The sequence below is a fragment of the Thermodesulfovibrio sp. 3907-1M genome (assembly GCF_040450955.1).
Classification (GTDB): domain Bacteria; phylum Nitrospirota; class Thermodesulfovibrionia; order Thermodesulfovibrionales; family Thermodesulfovibrionaceae; genus Thermodesulfovibrio; species Thermodesulfovibrio autotrophicus.
Genome location: NZ_CP144373.1, coordinates 1,448,222 through 1,467,822, shown reverse-complemented (window position 1 = coordinate 1,467,822; position 19,601 = coordinate 1,448,222). Strand labels below are relative to the sequence as shown.

The window sequence follows — 19,601 nt, the reverse complement described above, 5'->3', positions numbered from 1 at the left end:
ATTTATATTTTCTCTCCGGGTCTTGGAAGACCCCATTTTTTCCTTTTTTCCCATAAAGCCTTTCTTGTTATTCCAAGCATGTCTGCAAGCTCCTGTTCAGTGTAAACTGACTGATATTTCAAAATAAATTCCTTTGTAAATTCTTCAATTGAAATAAGAGGAATATCCTTTTTCTTTTCTGGAGTAACTTCCATGTTTCTTACATGCTCTGGAAGATGCTCTGGCTTTATTGTATCTGACTCGGCAAATACTACTGCCTGCTCTATTACATTTTGAAGTTCTCTTATGTTTCCTGGCCAAGGATATTTAAGCAGAATCTGGATTGTCTGTGGCTCAAATTTTTTAATATCTTTTCCCATCTTTATGGCAAATTTTCTCATAAAATGATATGCAAGAATTTCTATATCTTTTCCTCTTTCCCTAAGAGGAGGAATATGAAGTGTTATCACATTCAGCCTGAAAAAAAGGTCTTCTCTAAATTTACCTTCTCTTACCTCTTCTAAGAGGTCCTTATTTGTGGCTGAAATAAACCTAAGATCAATCTTTTTAGTGGTAACACTGCCAAGTGGGCGAATTTCCTTGTCTTCAATCACTCTCAAGAGTTTTGCCTGTAGCCCTACTGGCATATCACCTATTTCATCAAGAAATACAGTGCCACCATCAGCTATTTCAAGAAGCCCCTTTTTGTCAGATGTGGCTCCAGTGAAAGCACCTTTTATAAAACCAAAAAGCTCACTTTCAAGAAGATTCTCAGGCAGACTGGCGCAATTAATTGCTACAAATGGTTTTTTCTTTCTGTAGCTTGCTTCATGAATTGCTCTTGCAAAAAGCTCTTTTCCTGTTCCTGTCTCACCAAGAAGTAAAACATTCGTTGGAGTGTTTGCTATCTTTTTTATTTTTTCAAGCAAAAGTTTAATCTCCACTGATTCACCGATTATTGAAAAAAATTTTTCTTCAAAGGATGGAATAATCTTTTCAGTCTTCTGTTTTTCTGCTGGTTTCTTGAAAAATGTGAGAATTTCCTCATAAACAAAAGGTTTTATAAGATAATCGTCCACTTTAAGTTTTAATGCTTTAAGCGCAGAGTTTACTGATGGACAGGATGTAGTTACAATAGTTTTTACAGAAGGATTTAATGATTTGATTTTGTTTATAAACTCCAGTCCATCTCCATCTGGAAGCTCTATCTCAACAATCACAAAGTCATGGATATAGGATGCATAAGTATTTATTGCTTCCTGAAATGTTGCTGCTACATCTACAGTAAAACCCAGTTTTTTCAGATAGTTACTTAAGTTTTCTCTTAAAACTCCATCTTCATCTACTACAAGAATTCTTTCATTCATCAGGTGCTATCAAGATTTAATAATACCTTGACACTGTCCTCATCAACATGGTGTCTCTGGAATCCTAATCTGTCTGAAAGTCCCAACATATAAGTATTTATTCTTAAAATATCCATCCAGATTCTTTTTACACCTAAATCCCTTGCTACCTCAATAGCATAACTGCAAAGTGCTTTTCCAACTCCTTTACCCTGCCATGCATCTTCAACTAAAATTGCCATTTCAGCATCTGTGCCATCAGGATCCTTTGAAAGTCTCACATCTGCAACAATCTTTTCCTCTTCACCATCCTTAATAACGCACACAAAGGCAAGTTCTCTATCATAGTCAACCTGACAGAATCTAACCAGATTTTCATGTCTCAAATCAATTGCTCTCTGGAAAAATCTTAAGCTTATTGTTCTTTCTGAACATCTTCCAAGCAGAGCTGCAATAAGAGATTCATCTTCAGCCTTAATGGGCCTTACAATTGCCTTTGTTCTATCTTTTAATTCCACTTCTTTGTAAAGATGCACTGGATATGGACATATACTCAGGTGGGGTGGGCAGAACTCTCCCTTGATCACTGCCTTTTTCTTTGGCGCTGTTTTATCAAGAATTATGCTGCAGTCAAGGGCAAATATTTCTGAATCAGTGATAAATATAGGATTAATGTCAAACTCCTTTATCTGGGGAAAATCTGATATAAGATAAGAGAATTTTACCACAGTCTCTTCAAGCCTGCGTAAAATATCTTCATAGTAAGGGTATTTTTTAAGGTAACGATAAATTTTCGTCTCTTCCATAAGTCTCTTTGCAAGAGTCTGATTAAGAGGTGGAAGGCCTATTGAGTAGTCTTCAAGTGCTTCAAGAAGATTCCCTCCTGTTCCAAATAAAATAACTGAACCAAAGGTTGGCTCCTTCTTGGCTCCAAGAGCAATTTCATATCCATAGGTTATGACCATTGGTTGAACAATAACAGAAGCATCAGGGTCTCCATGCTCTTCAGCAAGTCTTTTCAGCCATTTAAATCCTTCTACAGCTTCCAGCTCATCTCTTACATCAAGAATTACTCCACCTTTTTTAAATTTGTGTATTATTTTTGGCGTATCTATTTTTAAAACAATTGGATATCCAATTTCAGCTATTGCTTGCTTGAGTTCTTCAATACTGTTAGCTCTTTTTGTTAAAATTACAGGGATTCCATAGCCAGAAAGAATTTCTGAGGCTTCAAAGAATGTTGGGATAGACCTTCCTTCTGAAATTGCCTTTTCTATTATGCTTTCTGCTTTTTCAGTATCAAATTTTACATCCTTAAGAATTGTTTGAGGAGTCTCAAGAAGAAGTTTCAGGTTAAAATCATAACGATACATATACATAAATGTTCTTACTGCCTGTTCAGGAGTTACAAATGTTGGAATTCCATTGGAATTGAGCAATTCTCTTGCTTCATCAACCAGTGCTGCGCCCATCCAGTTGGTAAGAACAGGTTTGTATGGATTCTCCTTTACTATTTTTATAACTCTCTGAGCTGTCTGAACAGGCTCTGTTCCCAGGGATGGAGTCAACATTACCAATACTGCATCTACATTTTTATCTTTTATTACTATTCTCAAAGCCTTTTCATAGTGGTCAGGGTTTGCATCTGAAACTAAGTCTAAGGGATTTCTAATAAAACGAGTAGGCACATTGCCTTCAAGTTCTTTTATTGTTTCCTCTGAAAACTCAGCAAGCTCCCCTCCAAGTCTTAGAAGGCTATCCACTGCAGTAACAGCTGGAGCTCCAGCATTCGTAATTATTGCAAGCCTTTTACCTCTTGGTCTCCGTTGCTTTGAAAGAGTTTCTGTAATATAAAACATATCAAGCGTTTCATCAACCCTTACAGCACCTGCTCTTTTAAAGGCAGCATCATAAACTTTGTCTTCACCTGCAAGAAGTCCTGAGTGAGTTAAAGCAACTTCCAGTGATTCCACAAACTTTCCTGATTTTACTATAACTATAGGCTTTGAAAAAGCAAAAGAGCGGGCAGAAGTCATAAACTTTCTTCCATTTTTAATAGATTGCATATATATAACAATTGCTCTTGTAGATGGGTCAACACCGAAAAAATCTATAAGATCAGCAAAGTCTATGTCTATATCAGAACCGAGAGAGACAAAATAACTGAAACCAATATTTTTATCAGCAGCTCTATCTAATAGGGCAACTGAAAGGGTTGCACTCTGTGCTATCAATGCAATATTGCCCTTGTTAAGTCTTCTTCTGAACAGGCTCACATTTAAATTTATCCCTGGCCTGATAAAGCCAAGGGTGTTTGGTCCCAAAAGTCTGAAACCATATTTTCGGTGAATTTCCTCTATCTTTTCTTCAAGATGCATTGCTTCTTTGACCTTTGTTCTAAAATCAGGACAGAGCAAAATAACTCCTTTAACTCCTTTTTGCCCACATTCTTCAAGAACATTCAGAATGCCTGTGCCACATTCTTCTGCCAGCACAACAAGATCAATCTCTTTTGAAATATCACTCAGGCGTTTATATGCTTCAACTCCCTGAACAGAATCTGCTCCTGAGTTCACAGGATAAACAATTCCTCTGTAGCCTTCACCAATGAGGTTTCTAAAAACCGTATAGCCAATACTTCCAGGTCTGTCATTAGCTCCAATTACTGCAATTCTTCTTGGATTAAAAAAATAATCAAGATTATAAATTGACATTTGCCTCTCCTTCCAGAATCCTGCCCACACTGACTACAGTGTCGTCATGAGAAAGCTCTATTAGTCTAACACCTGTTGTGGCTCTTCCCTGGGGTCTCAGCTGGGAAACTTTAAGCCTCAGCATCTTACTGCTGCTACAAACTATAACTTCATCCTCCTCTTTAACCTGTAATGATGCTACAACATTGCCTGTTTTTGGAGAAAGCTTAATGTTTTTTATGCCAGTGCCTCCTCTATGCTGAAGTCTATACTCCTCAATTGGCGTTTTTTTCCCAATCCCCTTTTCAGTAATTGTAAGAACATATGAGCCTTCAGATACCACATCTGCAGATACCACTTCATCGCCCTGCTCTGAGAATCTAATGCCAATTACACCCCGTGCTGTTCTTCCAGTGGGTCTTACATCTTTTTCATCGAATCTTATGGACATTCCTTTTTTAGTCGCAATGATTAGATGATTATGCCCATCTGTCTTTATCACTGAAATTAATTTATCTGTCTCTTCAAGGTCTATTGCGATAACACCTTTACTGCGTATGTTTTTAAACTCTTCAATGGATGTTTTTTTAACAAATCCCCTTTTTGTAAACATCGTAAGGAAACCCTTTTCAAGATCCTTGCATATCAGAGCAGTGGTAATCTTTTCTCCTTCGCTGAGAGGCAGAAGATTGATAATTGCTTTTCCACGAGACAGCCTTCCTGCCTCTGGAATCTGATAGACTTTAAGACAGTAGACCCTGCCAAAATTACTGAAAAACAGGATGTGGTCATGTGTTGAACCAACCAGCACATCTGTGAGATAATCCTCTGAAACTGTTTCCATTGGAGTAAGTCCCTTACCGCCTCTTTTCTGACTGCGATAATCAGAAAGAGAAGTTCTTTTTATATAGCCAAGATGCGTAAGGGTGATTACCATATCTTCCTGGGCAATGAGATCTTCTACATTTATTTCCTTTATTTCAGCTACTATCTGTGTTCTTCTCTCATCACCGTATTTTTGTTTGATTTCAATAAGTTCATCCCTGATAATTTCTCTCACAAGAGCATCATTTTCAAGTATTGCTTTAAGGCTTTCAATTTCTTTTAGCATTGTTTCATAATCCTGAATTATTTTTTCCCTTTCAAGTCCTGTAAGTCTCTGCAGTCTCATATCAAGTATTGCCTGTGCCTGAGTTTCTGTTAAAGGAAATCTACTCATAAGGCGAATTTTAGCCTCTTCTGGATTTTGTGATTTTCTTATAATGGAAATTACTTCATCAAGATTTTCTACAGCAATTTTTAACCCAAGTAAAATATGAGCCTGGTGTTCTGCTTTCTTTAAATCAAAAGCTGTTCTCTTAAGGACAACATCTTTTCTGTGCTTAAGAAATTCCCACAAAGATTCCTTAAGGTTTAAAATTCTTGGTTGTCCATCAACAATAGCAAGCATTATGGCACCAAATGTGGTTTCCATCTGAGTATGTTTATAAAGATTATTTAAAATTACCTCAGGCATTTCACCTTTTTTAAGCTCAAGAACAACTCTTATACCTTCCCTGTTTGACTCATCTCTTATTTCAGTTATACCTTCAATCTTTTTTTCTCTTACAAGTTCTGCAATCTTTTCAATAAGCTTCGCTTTGTTTACCTGATAGGGAATCTCTGTTATTACAACTCTTTCTTTAACTGCCTTGCCTTCTGTTTCTCCTTCAAAAAGAGAGCTTTCCTTAAGTTTTTTACCTTTTGTTTCCCTTTCAATTTTAACCTTTGCCCTTATTTTAATAAGTCCTCTTCCTGTTAAATAAAGGTCTTTGATTCCTTCTATGCCATAAATTGTGCCACCTGTTGGAAAATCAGGACCTTTTACAAAATTCATGAGTTCTTCTGATGAAATCTGAGGATTCTCAAGAAGACTGACTAATGCATCTATAATTTCATTGAGATTATGGGGAGGTATATTTGTTGCCATGCCAACAGCAATTCCTGAAGAACCATTTATGAGAAGATTGGGAATTCTGGCTGGAAGCACGAGAGGCTCTTCAGTGGTTGCATCAAAGTTTGGAACAAATGGAACCGTCTCCTTATCAATATCCTGCAAGAGTTCTTCAGCTATCTTTGTAAGTCTCGCTTCTGTATAACGATAGGCTGCTGGAGGATCTCCATCAATGGAACCAAAATTTCCCTGCCCATCAATTAATGGATACCGCATGTTAAAGTCCTGTGCAAGCCTGACTAAAGCATCATAAACAGCCTGGTCTCCATGGGGATGATATTTTTTAAGAACCTCGCCAACAACACCAGCACACTTTGAATACTTTTTCCCGGCAAGAAGTCCTTCTCTGAACATGGCATAAAGAATTCTGCGCTGCACAGGTTTAAGCCCATCTCTTACATCAGGAAGTGCTCTACCAATGATTACGCTCATGGCGTAATCAAGGTAGCTTGTTTTCATCTCTTCTTCAATATTAACTTTTAGGACATCTGGCATACTGACTCCTTTTTATAATCTTCTGGTAAGTAAATGAAGACTGATAAGTTATTTACAGGAACTGCACGAAGAGGCTCCGCAGGAAGAACATTTGGAGTTTCCTTTTTGCACTCCTTTGGTTGCAAAGGTGGAAAATTTTTTAATAACTTCCTCTGAACCACATTTAGGGCATGAAACACTTTTGTTCCCAAAAACCAGTAACTCAAAAGCCTCTCCGCATTTTTTGCATTCATACTCATAAATAGGCATCAATTCACCTCATAAAATTTTGATTTAAGCTTTTTTATTATATCATAGCTTGCCTTATGTTAAAAAATTCTTTTAAAGTAAAAGAGTTAATTTATTCAGGGAGGTTCGATGTGATAAAAACACTTAGAAAAAATGCAAAATATTTCTACTTTCTGTTTTTTCTTGTAATTATCACCTTTGTTTTCTGGGGTGTGGGAACCGTGGATAAACAGCACTCTTCTGTAGTAGCAGAGGTGGCAGGGCAGAAAATTACATCAGAAAGGTTTTGGAGAAGCTATGAAGAGACAAGAAGGCTTTATAGAGAAGTATTTAAAGAGAAGGCAGCAAAAATGGAAGAAAACCTGAAGGAAAAAGTTCTGGAAGATTTAATTAATGAAGAAGTTCTGCTTTATTTAGCAAAAAAGTATGCAGTAGAGGCAACAGAAAGAGAAATTCAGGATGCAATTATTAATGATCCGAGATTTCAACGAAATGGAATTTTCCAGAAAGACATATATTTTCAAATTTTAAGACTTAATAGAATTACTCCAGAGCAGTATGAAGCCTCTTTAAAAAGAGATATAACTATTGGAAAGATTTTCCAAATTATCATGTTAGCAAAGGACAGAGCTGATATATCTGATGAAGCTTTTTTTAAATCATTTTTAAAGGCGGTGAAATCAAACATTCCAATAAAAATTAATAAAGAAGCATTATCCTGAAAATATGGAAAAATTTTTTGATCAACTAAGATGGCAGGATTTAATTGATATTGCCATTGTTTCTTTTATCATTTACAAGATATTTATTCTTGTTAAAGGAACTCGTGCTGCAAGAATGCTCATTGGAGTTGGGGTTCTTCTTGCAATTTCTGTAATTTCAAGATTTTTAGAACTTTATACTCTTGACTGGCTTATCCAGAGTTTCTGGACCCAGATAGTAATAGTTTTGATAATTCTTTTTCAGCCTGAGATAAGAAAAGCTCTTGCTCAGATGGGAGAAGCTCCAATACTTCATAGATTCAGTTCTGCAGAAGAAATGAAAACGATTGAAGAAATAGTTAAGGCATCTCAGGGGCTTGCTAACAAAAAAATAGGTGCATTAATTGTTTTTGAAAGAAATGTGAGTCTCAATGAGTACATTGAGATAGGTGTTCCTCTTGAAGCAAGAGTCACAAAAGAGCTTTTAATGAGTATATTTCATCCCACAAGCCCGATTCATGATGGTGCTGTAATCATAAAAAAGAACAGAATAATAGCTGCCGGATGTTTTCTTCCCATAAAGCTCGGAGCAGACTTAAAGAAAACATATGGGACAAGACATAGAGCTGCTCTTGGTATTACAGAAGAAACAGATGCTGTTGCTGTTATAGTTTCAGAGGAAACAGGAGCTATCTCTTTAGCAGTAAATGGAGAGCTTCTCAGCAACCTTGATATGGAAAATCTGAGAGAGAAATTAACAAATCTATTTACAACGGAAAGAGAGAGAAAATGAGCAGAGTTTTGCAAAAACTTTTAGCGGAAAATCTTACATTTAAATTAATATCCATTGCTTTAGCGATATTTCTTTGGTTTTTCGTCACATTTAAAGGACAAACAGAAACCTCTGTTGAAGTTCCTATAGAGTTTAAAAATACTCCAGCAGAGATGGAGATTTTAAAACAAAGCGTAAAAAAGGTAACAATTGCGATCTCTGCAAGGGAAAGAATTCTTAAGGAATTAGTGCAAAATAATATCAGAGTGGTAATTGACCTGTCTGCTGCTAAACTTGGTGAAAATTCAATCCCCATAACAAAGTCCTCCATTAAACTGCCAAGAGGAATTGAAATATTGAGAATTGAACCTTCGCAGGTAAAAGTTTACATGGACGAAAAATTACAAAAAATAGTTCCTGTAAAAGTGATTCTCTCTGGGAGTCCTGCCAGAGGATTTTATATTGCATCAGTAAGCTCTGAGCCTCATACCATAAAAATAGAAGGAGCAAAAAAGGAACTCAACAGAATTCGTGTAATTAAAACCGAGCCAGTGGACATAGAAGGCATCGCTGAAGACTTGAAAATTCAGGCAAAAATAGACCCGGAAGGAAAAATTTTCAGAACAGCTGAGGACACAGTTTATATAAATGTCAAACTGGGGAGGAAGAAATGAAACTTTTTGGCACAGATGGAATTAGAGGGACAATAAATCAGTATCCAATGATACCTGAATTATGCATGAAAGCAGGGATGTCTCTATGTTTTCTTCTAAAACAGAGGATTTCTCACAAACCAAAAATCCTTATTGGAAAGGACACAAGAATCTCAGGCTATGTGATTGAATCAGCTTTAACAGCAGGAATAACTTCAATGGGAGGAGATGTTTATCTTGTTGGACCAATTCCCACTCCAGCAGTTGCTTTTCTTGTAAAAAGCATGCGTCAGGATGCCGGAGTGGTGATTTCAGCCTCTCATAATCCATTTCCCGATAATGGAATAAAGATATTTTCCTTTGATGGTTTTAAGCTGTCTGAGGATATTGAGAACACTATTGAAAAACTTTTAAATGAACCTGATTTTCCTCAAAGCAGACCTCAGGCAGAGGTTCTTGGGAAAGCTTTTAGAATTGAAGATGCTGTAGGAAGATACATAGAGTTTGTTAAATCAACTCTACCAAAAAATTTCACCTTTGAAGGACTTAAAGTAGTAATTGATCCGGCGAATGGAGCAGCTTACAAAATTACTCCAACACTTTTCAAAGAACTTGGAGCAGAAGTAATAACAATCAATGATAAACCTGATGGACTGAATATAAATAAGGAATGCGGAGCTCTTTATCCTGAAGGGTTAGTAAAAAAAGTAAAAGAAACTCAGTCACATCTTGGAATTGCCCATGATGGAGATGCAGACAGAACAATTTTAGTTGATGAAAAGGGAAACATTATTGATGGTGATTTTATTCTCTCTCTGTGGGCAATGAATCTGAAAAAAGAAAAAAAACTTAAAAAGAATACAGTCGTTGCTACTGTTATGACAAACAGTGGAGTTGAGAACTATCTTAAGAAACATGGAATAAAACTCGTAAGAACGCAGGTTGGTGATAAATATGTGGTGGAGGAGATGCTTAAAGGTGGATACAATCTCGGTGGAGAACAGTCAGGACATATCGTTTGTCTTGATTATTCATGCACAGGAGACGGAGCAATAACAGCTGTTCAGATGGCTTACATTATGATGAAAAATGGTAAACTTCTCAGTGAATTAACAAAGGAAATATTAAGGTATCCACAGCTTTTAAAGAACATTAAGATTCCTGAGAGAATTTCAAAAAATGAGGCTATAAAAAAAATTGAAGATTTAAATTGCAAAGTATCAAAGCTTCAACAGAAAATAAACGGAAGAATACTTATAAGACTATCAGGAACAGAGCCAAAAATAAGAGTTATGGTGGAGGAAGAAGATCCAGAAAGAGCCAATAAGGTTTTAGAGGAACTGGAAGAGTTAATAAAACAAAAACTCTGCTAATGCCCGTTATCCCATGTTTACTCTTGGGAATTCTTCTTGGATATCTTTTTACTTATTTCCCTGTAATAACAATAGCTCTTTCAATTCTTTTAATTTTTACCTTTAAAAATAAAAGGTTTATCGCTATACTCCTTGCAATATCAATATTTCTTGGGATTCTCTATGGAAGCATTACTTACACTAAAGATGCCAAAACACCTGAAAATATCCACTTTACAGGATATTTAAAAAATAAAACTGGCAATACATACGAGTTTAAGGTTATTAACTCCAATTCCGAAATAAAAAAAACACTCTTGAAAGTATACTCAAACCAAACTTTAAAAGAAGGAGAAACATATGAGATAGAATGCCGCATGGGTAAAAAACATTTAAATCCCTATCAATATGGAGATTCTCTCTGTTTTTTGAAAAGACTGAAGCTGCAAGAGCAATCTCATAAACCTGCTGTTGATGAAGTAAGAGAAAAAATAAATAGAAAAATCTCAGAGAGCCTTGATAGAGAAATCTCTGGAACACTCATTGCAATGACAACAGGTGAAAGAACCTCAATTCCGTTAGAGATTCACGAAGACTTCAGAAAAACAGGACTGATTCATCTTCTCAGCATATCAGGAGCTCATTTCAGTCTTTTATTTACGGTTTGTTTTTTGATATTTAAATTTCTCATTAAAAGGCTTCCCTACAGTGTTCTGTTAAAAATTACCCTTTACTGGAAACCTTCTCAGTTAGCCACTTTTTTTACCTTTCCTGTTATTTTATGCTACTTTCTTATTGTTGAACCAAATTATCCAAGCACTCGCTCTTTTATTATGGCAATACTTTTTATGATAGGAGTTTTATCAGAGAGGAAATCCCTGTGGATTTTTACTGTAAGCTTTGCATGCTTTATGATTTTAATTCTTGAACCTCAGGCAATAAAAGATGTTTCCTTTCAACTCAGCTTTCTTGCCACTGCAGGAATAGGCTTTGCATCAGATCTTTATAAAAATTTTAAAGATAAAATTCCAAAGAGAGTCTCCTATCTTCTTTTAAGTTTCCTTGTAACTGTCTCAGCAACGCTAATTACAGCACCCTTAATAATTTACAGATTTCACTATTTATCCTTAATATCACCTTTAGCAAACCTTACAGCAGGAGTTTTGATAGGGATGATTCTTTTTCCTCTTCATCTATTGTTTGTAGCAATTTTTTTAATTACAGGATATTATCCTTTTCCAGAATTAATTGATTTTATTGGAAAGCTTTCTTTTAAAACAATGCACATTCTTGCCTCTTTTAAATATTCATCAATATGGATTCCTCCAGTTCCTCCTGTAGCACTGGTTAATTTCTATATGGCTGTTTTTGTCTTGTTATTTAGTTTTTATTGTTTAAAGAAGACAAAAATAATTACTTTTGGTTTTTCCCTGATGTTATTTTTAACTTCTATTTTAATCCCAATTTTTATGCATGTAAAAGATAAAGAAAGCCTGAAAATTACATTGCTTGATGTTGGTCAGGCAGAATCAGTGGTTTTAAAAACTTCAACTGGATTTTTTCTTATAGATACAGGGAAAACAGGATGGGAGGCTAATCAGTTTCTTAAAGCCTATGACGCTAAAGAGCTGATATTGATTATTACTCATGAACAAAAGGATCATGCAGGAGGAGTTGAGAGAATTTTACAAAACTTTCAGATAAAAGAAATATGGGACACAGGATATATTAATTACAGCAAAGAGCTTATCAATGATATTTTAATCAGGCATCTTAAAAGAGGCGATGTTTTAAAGACAGACAGATGCTTCTTCATAATACTTCATCCTTATAAAGGATTCTGGAGTCCTTCTTTATTGGAAGACAGCAATGAAGTGAGCCTGATATTTAAATTTCAATGTTTTAAAAAAACTTTTCTCTTTACATCAGATGCTGGGATTGATGCTTTACAGACAATTCCTGTGAATTACTTAAAATCAGATGTAGTAAAAATTCCCCATCATGGAAGTAAACGCTCTTTTTATCCAGAATTTTATAAAGCAACAGAGCCTGAGATTTGTATAATAAGTGCAGGAAAACAGAATCCCTATGGACATCCTCATAAGGAAATCATTGAAAATCTAAATAAAAAATGCAAGATTTATAGAACTGATGAAGACGGAGCAATTCAGATTAAAGAATTACCAGATGGAAGCCTTAGAGTGCAAACCTTTAAAGATGCCGTATTTAAGCCATATAAAGACTGGGAAAATTTAAAAAAACTTTTTATTTTATGGTAAACTTTAAAAATGATAGCAGTCATTGACTATGGAATGGGAAATATAAGGAGCGTTTCAAAGGCAGTAGAGGCAGTTGGAGCTCAGGTAAAAATCACTCAGAATGCAGAGGATATTAAAAATGCCCGAGCTCTGGTGCTTCCAGGAGTTGGAGCTTTCCGTGACTGCATGGTAAACCTTTCAGAATTGGGACTATTACAAACAATAAAGGAAGAAATTCTCAATGGCAAACCTTATCTTGGAATATGTCTTGGAATGCAGATACTTTTCAGTGAATCTGAAGAGTTCGGACTCTGCAAAGGGCTTGACATATTCAAAGGAAGGGTTGTAAGATTCGATCTTCCAAGAGAATACAAAATCCCTCATATGGGATGGAATGTAGTTAAATTCAAAAGAAAAAACAAAATAGTCGAGAGTATTCCTGATAACTCCTATTTTTACTTTGTCCACTCTTACTATGTTGTCCCTGAAGATGAAAGGATTATTGCTGGAGTTACAGATTATGGAAGAGATTTTACATCAATGATAATTTATGAGAATATTTTTGCCACACAGTTTCATCCTGAAAAATCACAGAAAACAGGACTTAAGCTTCTGAGAAACTTCGTTCAGTTCAGTAGATGAAAAAGGTAATTCTTGGCACAGCAGGACATATTGATCACGGTAAAAGTGCTATAGTAAAGGCATTAACTGGAATTGATCCTGACAGACTCAAAGAGGAAAAAGAAAGAGGAATAACAATTGATCTTGGTTTTGCAAACATAAAATATCCAGACCTGATTGTTGGCATAGTTGATGTCCCAGGGCATGAAAGACTCATTAAAAACATGCTTGCAGGAGTTGGTGGAATTGATATAGTCATGCTGGTAGTGGCTGCAGATGAAGGAGTTATGCCTCAGACAAAAGAACACCTTGCAATATGTGATCTGCTAAAAATAAAATCAGGGTTGATTGCTCTGAATAAAGTAGATCTTGTTGATGAAGAAACAGTGGAACTTGCAAAAGAAGATGTAAAGGAAGCTGTTAAAGGAACATTTCTTGAGAATGCTCAGATAATACCGGTTTCAGCAAGAAGTGGATACAACATAGAACTTTTAAAAGAAAAAATCAGAGAGCTTGCACTTTCAGTTGAAGAAAAATCAACCGGCGGAATATTCAGAATGCCCATTGACAGAGTTTTCACTTTAAAAGGCTTTGGAACTGTTGTTACAGGCACTGTTCTTTCAGGTAAAATTTCTGTTGACTCCTCAGTAGAAATTATTCCTGCAGGAATTAGTTCAAAAATAAGAGGACTTCAAAGTCACGGACAAAGACTTAATGAAGCCTATGCAGGACAGAGAGTTGGAATAAATCTTCAGGGAGTATCAAAAGAAGACCTTAAAAGAGGAGATGTTGTCACCATCCCTAAAAAACTTAAACCTACCACATTTCTGGAAGTAAAGATAAAGCTTTTAAAAGATGTAAGTCCCCTCAAAAACGGAGCTCCCATTCATTTTTATCTTAATACATCGGAAACAGTAGGCAGGATAAAGCTTTTCAACAAAGCTGAAATTTTACCTGAAGAAGAAGCTTTTGCTTATGTTAAACTGCAGGAACCCATAGTGGCAATGGCTCAAGATAAATTTATTTTCAGGAGATTTTCTCCCCTTGAAACTCTTGGAGGAGGAATTGTTCTTGACCCTCAACCACCAAGAAAAAAGAAAGAAATACAGCCTGAGCATCTTGAGTTGCTTTCAGGTGGCAAGCTTTCAGAAAAGATAGAAGTCAAAATTAAAAGAAAAGCATTTAGCGGAATCTCAATGTCTGAGCTTGAAGGCTGGATAAATGCAGATTTAAAGGAGATTAAAAAAGCTATAGATGAACTTCTTGAAAAAAGAAAGATTATAAAGACAGAAAATCATCTTTTCCACACGGATGTTTTCAATAGTTTCAAATCATCTATCTTGAATTTTCTCAAGGAGTTTCATCGGGTAAACCCCCTTAAAGAAGGATTACCAAAGGAGGAACTTAAAACAAAACTTTCCTTTGATAGATTCCCAGAGGTCTTAATGCTTTTACCCTACATAGAGGATATCTCAGTACAGGGCAACACAGTAAAGCTTAAGTCAGCACAAAGGGAAGAGATTGACCCAGAGCTTGAGGAAAGAATAATAAAAGAACTTCAAAGAGATTTTCAACCACCACTTAAAGAGGAGCTTGCTCAAAAACTTTCAATCTCTGAATCAAAATTGTCAGACATATTAAAAATAATTGTCAAAAAAGGCAAGATAGTACGGATAAATGACTCCCTGTATCTTCCAGTGGAAAGTTATAACAAAATGCTTGAACTCCTTAAAGATTTCTTTTCAAAAAAGAATGAAATGACAGTTTCTGAATTTAGAACTCTTCTTAATACAACGAGAAGATATGCTATAGCATATCTTGAGCATCTTGATTCACATAAAATAACTCTCAGGATTGGAGAGATCAGGAAAATGGTTAAAAGAGGATAGAATGACAAGAAAAAAACTTGCTTTACTCATTTTAACTTTCATCATTGGATGCTTAACAGGGATAACATCATTTTATCTTATAACCACACCAAGACAGTCTATCCCTATTTATAGAGATATTGCTGAGCCTGTTAAAAGTTTTGCTGAGATAGTTAAAGCTGTCTCTCCTTCCGTGGTAAATATCTCTACAACAAGAACAGTTCAGAGTCCGCCAACACTGGAAGATCTCTTTGAGTTTTTACCACCCTTTGGAAATTCTCAGGGTAAAAAATGGAAAGAAATGAGTATGGGATCAGGGGTGATTGTTTCCGCTGATGGATATATACTTACAAACTATCATGTTATTGAACAGGCAGAGGACATAAAAGTAACTCTCTATGATAGAAGAACATTTAAAGCCATCTTAGTAGGAGCTGATCCGAAAACAGATCTTGCGGTAATCAAAATAAATGCAAAGGATTTACCAGTTGCTCCATGGGGAGATTCAGACAATCTTCAGGTGGGAGATTTTGTTCTTGCAATTGGTAATCCCTATGGATTAACTCATACAGTTACAATGGGAATTATAAGTGCTACAGGGAGAGCAGATGTAGGGATAGCTGATTATGAAGACTTTATTCAAACAGATGCAGCAATTAATCCCGGAAATTCAGGAGGACCTCTTGTAAACATAAAAGGAGAAATCATAGGAATAAATACAGCAATATTTTCAAGAACAGGAGGGTATCAGGGAATAGGATTTGCTGTGCCAAGCAACATGGCTCGTGTGATAAAAGACAGTTTAATAAAAGAAGGCAGGGTAATAAGGGGATGGATAGGAATAATGGTTCAGGATTTAACTGCAGAGCTTGCAGAAAGATTTAACTTAAAAGAGGCATATGGAGTTATAATTACAGATGTAACAAAACAGTCTCCTGCTTACAGTGCAGGACTCCGTAGAGGTGACATAATTCTTGAATACGATGGCAAACAGATAACAGAAAGTGCTATACTTAGAAATCTCGTAGCTCAAAGCAAAATTGGTTCAATCGTGAATCTAAAAATTTTCAGAGATGGTCAGATTTATATAATACCAGTGACAATTGCTCAACTTCCTTCAGAGCAGATTCAGGAGACAAAAATTTTAAAAAAATCAACAGGAAAGCCTGAAAATCCCTTTAAAGGACTATCAGTAATTGACCTTGACCCGTCTATGGCAAAACAGATTGGAGTTGATCCTGAAGACAGAGGAGTTGTTGTTTACAAAATTGAACCTGGCTCACCAGCTGAAACAACTGGACTTAGAAAGGGAGACCTTATAATGGAGATTGAAAGACAGAGGATACTGTCTGCATCTGATTTTCAAAAGGCAATTCAGAGAATCTCAAGAGCTGATGTTCTGGTTTTGATAAACAGAGGCGGTAAAAAATTTTATATGATTCTGGGATCATGAGCCTGTTAGTTCTTCTTTTTGTGATAACTATCGGCATTGTTAGTCTTTTCAACTTAAGTGATTCATTTTTCGTCAATCCTATTATAAAAAGCCTGATTGTTTTATCAGGCAGTATTTTTTTGCTGCTTTTTATATACTCAAAACTGAAAAAAATGAATAGTTCGCAAATAATGTTTGGATTTTTAGGGCTTTTTTTCGGAATTTTAACAGGACTTCTTTTAAGCATTCCTCTTCTAATTTTCTCTGATCTGAGACTTCTTGTTTTTAGCATTGTTACAGGTTTTGGATATGCTGGTGCAATTTTTGGTTTAAAAAAGGCTCAGACAATCAAAATTGGAGATATTTTATGGATAATTAAAAAAGAGGCTATATGGGAAGAGCCAAAAATCCTTGATACCAATGTTCTCATAGATGGTAGAATTGCCGATCTCGTAGAGTTAGGCTTCATAAAAGGCACAGTATTAATTCCAAGATTTGTTTTAAGAGAAATCCAGTACATTGCAGACTCACCAGATCCTCTGAGAAGAGCAAAAGGAAGAAGAGCACTTGATGTACTTCATAAAATTAAGAGTGCCGAAAAAATAAGATTTGAGATTGTGGAAAAAGACATTCCTGAAATAAAGGAAGTTGATACCAAACTAGTTGAAATTACAAGAATTCTAAAAGGTACGCTGATTACAAACGATTTAAACCTCATAAAAATTGCTCAATTAAGAGGAGTGCCTGTGTTGAATATGAATGAACTTGCTCAGGCAATGAGGCCTCCTGTGCTTCCGGGTGAGATTTTAAAACTCTTTATAGTTAAAGAAGGTAAAGAGCCTGAGCAGGGAGTTGCTTATCTTGATGATGGAACAATGGTAGTTGTTGAAGAAGGAAAACAATATATTGGTAAGACTATTGATGTTGTAATTCATAGTGTTTTACAAACAGGAACTGGAAGAATGATATTCGGCAAACCAAAAAGCGAAGACTCCTCTTCTGAAACACACCCATGAAATGCAGTGCCATAATAGTTTCAGCAGGCTTAGGGAAAAGATTTGGTTCACCAGATAAAGTATTTTTTGAAGTAAATGACAAACCCATTTTTATGTGGGCTGTTCAAACTTTTGATAATCTTGATTTTATCAATGATATTTGGATCGTAACAAGAAAAGATGCAGTCCAAAAGGTGCGATCTTATCTAAAAATTTTTAATATTAAAAAAGTTAGAGAAGTTGTTGAAGGCGGAAATGAAAGACAGGACTCTGTTTACAACGCTCTAAAATTAATGCCTGCGGATACAGAGATTGTTTTAATTCACGATGCAGCCCGTCCTCTGGTCAGTAAAGAATTAGTAGAAAGAGTGTTTAATGCCTTGAATCCACAGATTGACGGTGTAATCCCCGTAACAAGAATAACCGATACAGTTAAATGGATTAAAGGTAGAAACATTGTTGGTGGAACAATTAATAGAGAAATGCTAAGAGCAGTGCAAACACCTCAGGCATTCTGGTTTAAAAAGATTCTTGAGGTGTACGAAAAAGCTTACAGTGAAGGTGTTTATGGAACTGATGACGCATTTTTAATAGAAAGATACAGCGGTAAAGTTTATACTGTAGATGGTGATGAAAAAAATATTAAAATAACAACAAAACAGGACATTGAAAAGATGGAATCAATTCTCAATATAAACAATATTAAAACTTTCAGCCTAAACATAAGAGTTGGCATAGGATATGACAGCCACAGACTCGTCTCAGGGAAAAAACTTATTATTGGTGGAGTTGAGATCCCTTATGAAAAAGGACTCGAAGGGCATTCAGATGCAGATGTCCTAATTCATGCTATAATTGATGCAATACTGGGTGCTGCAGGAGCAGGCGACATAGGAAAACATTTTCCCGATTCAGATCCTCAATATAAAGATATTTCAAGCCTTGTTTTGCTTGAAAAAACTTTAAAGTTCACAAGGGAGCAAAAAATTGAACCAATCTGGATTGACTGCACAGTCTTTGCTGAAAAACCAAGGCTTAGCCCTTACATACCAGAAATGATTGAAAACTTCAGAAAACTTGGACTAAAAGTAAACATTAAAGCAAAAACAGCTGAAGGCATGGGATTTATTGGAAGAGGTGAGGGGATAGCTGCTCAGGCAATATGCCTGAGCAGTATGAAATTAGACCCTTAAAATAGCTTTTGGAACATCCTTCACTGAGGCAACCCCTGTAAGAAGCATTGCCTGTTTAAGTTCATTCTTTATATTGTCAAAATAAAGCTTAAGACCTTCTCTTCCACCACCAAAAACCGCTACAACCACTGGTCTTCCAATAAGCACAGCATCTGCACCAAGAGCAAGAAGCTTAAGGACATCAACACCAGAGCGAACTCCTCCATCTGCAATAATTGTAATTTTACCTTTAAATTTTTCAGCAATCTCTGGCAGAACCTCTGCAACACCTGCAGTGTGGTCAAGAATTCTTCCACCGTGATTTGATACAACAATGGCAGCTACTCCTATATTATATGCAATCTCAGCCTCTCTTAAAGTCATTATTCCTTTCAAAATAAAAGGAAGTTTTGTTGCCTTAACGAGTTCTTCAATTTCCTCAGGAGATTTTGGACTTACGGGCTGTCCCTTAAGCGCCATTGTAATAAGCCCTGCTCCGTCAATATCAACTCCTACTGCTATTGCTCCTGCATCCTCAGCCTGCCTTATTCTTTTGATTATCTCATCCTGTGCTCTTGGCTTAATTACAGGAATTCCTTTGCCATTATTTTTCTTAATTGCATTAATTCCGCTTCCATACATTAATGGATCTGCTCCATCACCTGTCCAGCCAATTGTTCCTGCCATAACGGAGCCTGCAATTACCTCTTCAGTATAAACCTCTTCTGTAATTGCTCCTCCCATATTATATGTTGTCCCTGTTATAGGAGCAGCCATTACAGGAAGAGAAAGACTCTGACCAAAAATTTCCAATGCTGTATCAGGTTCTTTTACATTATGAATAGTAGAAAGATTGAGTTTGATCTTATTTAAAGCTTCAATATTGGCTTTGAAAGAAGAGCCTGTTCCAACACCTCCCATGCCGGGAACTTCTCCTGCGCAGGCAATACCATTGCAAATAGGACATACACGGCAGTAAGGTTTTAACTTTTCTTTTGCATTTTTTTTCACATCTTGCCAGTTCATCTTTTCCTCCTTAGAAA

15 protein-coding genes are annotated in these 19,601 nt (G+C 36.0%); 10 read left to right on the top strand and 5 right to left on the bottom strand.

From position 1 onward, the window contains the following. Window positions 1–2: 2 nt before the first annotated feature. Genes V4D30_RS07610 through V4D30_RS07595 form a run of 4 tightly spaced genes read right to left on the bottom strand, consistent with a single transcriptional unit; the run spans window position 3 to window position 6,755 of the window. Window positions 3–1,346, bottom strand: a complete 1,344-nt coding sequence (locus V4D30_RS07610) for a sigma-54 dependent transcriptional regulator (RefSeq protein WP_353683725.1) — start codon at window positions 1,344–1,346, stop codon at window positions 3–5. Continuing rightward, window positions 1,346–4,039 carry a GNAT family N-acetyltransferase gene (locus V4D30_RS07605; protein ID WP_353683724.1) on the bottom strand — a complete coding sequence of 898 codons (2,694 nt, stop codon included), beginning with the start codon at window positions 4,037–4,039 and terminating at the stop codon, window positions 1,346–1,348. Before V4D30_RS07605 ends, V4D30_RS07610 begins: the two co-directional genes overlap by 1 nt. Then, window positions 4,026–6,506: a DNA gyrase subunit A gene (gene gyrA / locus V4D30_RS07600; RefSeq protein WP_353683723.1), complete on the bottom strand. Its 2,481-nt coding sequence runs from the start codon at window positions 6,504–6,506 to the stop codon at window positions 4,026–4,028. The genes V4D30_RS07605 and gyrA overlap by 14 nt, the downstream gene beginning before the upstream one ends. A 48-nt stretch (window positions 6,507–6,554) precedes the next feature. Next, window positions 6,555–6,755: a zinc ribbon domain-containing protein gene (locus tag V4D30_RS07595; RefSeq protein ID WP_353683722.1), complete on the bottom strand. Its 201-nt coding sequence runs from the start codon at window positions 6,753–6,755 to the stop codon at window positions 6,555–6,557. A 110-nt stretch (window positions 6,756–6,865) separates the two neighbouring features. On the opposite strand from V4D30_RS07595, the gene V4D30_RS07590 reads away from it, so the two are divergent. From V4D30_RS07590 to ispD, 10 genes are read left to right on the top strand one after another with little or no spacing between them, the layout of a single operon-like run. Further along, window positions 6,866–7,456 (top strand): SurA N-terminal domain-containing protein, encoded by a 591-nt coding sequence (locus V4D30_RS07590; RefSeq protein ID WP_353683721.1) that lies wholly within the window; start codon window positions 6,866–6,868, stop codon window positions 7,454–7,456. A 4-nt stretch (window positions 7,457–7,460) separates the two neighbouring features. Next, on the top strand, window positions 7,461–8,228 hold the full coding sequence (gene cdaA, locus V4D30_RS07585; protein WP_353683720.1) for a diadenylate cyclase CdaA: 768 nt from the start codon (window positions 7,461–7,463) through the stop codon (window positions 8,226–8,228). Beyond that, window positions 8,225–8,881, top strand: coding sequence for a CdaR family protein (locus V4D30_RS07580; protein WP_353683719.1), 657 nt, complete (start codon window positions 8,225–8,227; stop codon window positions 8,879–8,881). The genes cdaA and V4D30_RS07580 overlap by 4 nt, the downstream gene beginning before the upstream one ends. Next, entirely contained in the window at window positions 8,878–10,233 is a 1,356-nt protein-coding gene (gene glmM, locus V4D30_RS07575; protein ID WP_353683718.1) for a phosphoglucosamine mutase, read from the top strand. The genes V4D30_RS07580 and glmM overlap by 4 nt, the downstream gene beginning before the upstream one ends. Window positions 10,234–10,256: 23 nt before the next feature. Further along, on the top strand, window positions 10,257–12,491 hold the full coding sequence (locus V4D30_RS07570) for a DNA internalization-related competence protein ComEC/Rec2 (protein ID WP_353683717.1): 2,235 nt from the start codon (window positions 10,257–10,259) through the stop codon (window positions 12,489–12,491). Between the two features lie 9 nt (window positions 12,492–12,500). Continuing rightward, window positions 12,501–13,112 (top strand): imidazole glycerol phosphate synthase subunit HisH, encoded by a 612-nt coding sequence (gene hisH, locus V4D30_RS07565; protein ID WP_353683716.1) that lies wholly within the window; start codon window positions 12,501–12,503, stop codon window positions 13,110–13,112. Further along, a complete protein-coding gene (selB, locus tag V4D30_RS07560; RefSeq protein ID WP_353683715.1) occupies window positions 13,109–14,980 on the top strand; it encodes a selenocysteine-specific translation elongation factor in 1,872 nt (623 codons plus the stop codon). The genes hisH and selB overlap by 4 nt, the downstream gene beginning before the upstream one ends. Window position 14,981: 1 nt before the next feature. Continuing rightward, entirely contained in the window at window positions 14,982–16,412 is a 1,431-nt protein-coding gene (locus tag V4D30_RS07555; RefSeq protein WP_353683714.1) for a DegQ family serine endoprotease, read from the top strand. Further along, window positions 16,409–17,407 carry a PIN domain-containing protein gene (locus V4D30_RS07550; RefSeq protein WP_353683713.1) on the top strand — a complete coding sequence of 333 codons (999 nt, stop codon included), beginning with the start codon at window positions 16,409–16,411 and terminating at the stop codon, window positions 17,405–17,407. The genes V4D30_RS07555 and V4D30_RS07550 overlap by 4 nt, the downstream gene beginning before the upstream one ends. Next, the gene (gene ispD / locus V4D30_RS07545) at window positions 17,404–18,579 is read left to right on the top strand and encodes a 2-C-methyl-D-erythritol 4-phosphate cytidylyltransferase (RefSeq protein ID WP_353683712.1); all 1,176 of its coding nucleotides are present in this window, start codon (window positions 17,404–17,406) and stop codon (window positions 18,577–18,579) included. The genes V4D30_RS07550 and ispD overlap by 4 nt, the downstream gene beginning before the upstream one ends. On the opposite strand, the gene V4D30_RS07540 is transcribed toward ispD, so the two are convergent. Further along, window positions 18,568–19,584, bottom strand: a complete 1,017-nt coding sequence (locus V4D30_RS07540) for an alpha-hydroxy-acid oxidizing protein (RefSeq protein WP_353683711.1) — start codon at window positions 19,582–19,584, stop codon at window positions 18,568–18,570. The two genes, ispD and V4D30_RS07540, sit on opposite strands and share 12 nt — an antisense overlap. Between the last annotated feature and the right edge of the window lie 17 nt (window positions 19,585–19,601).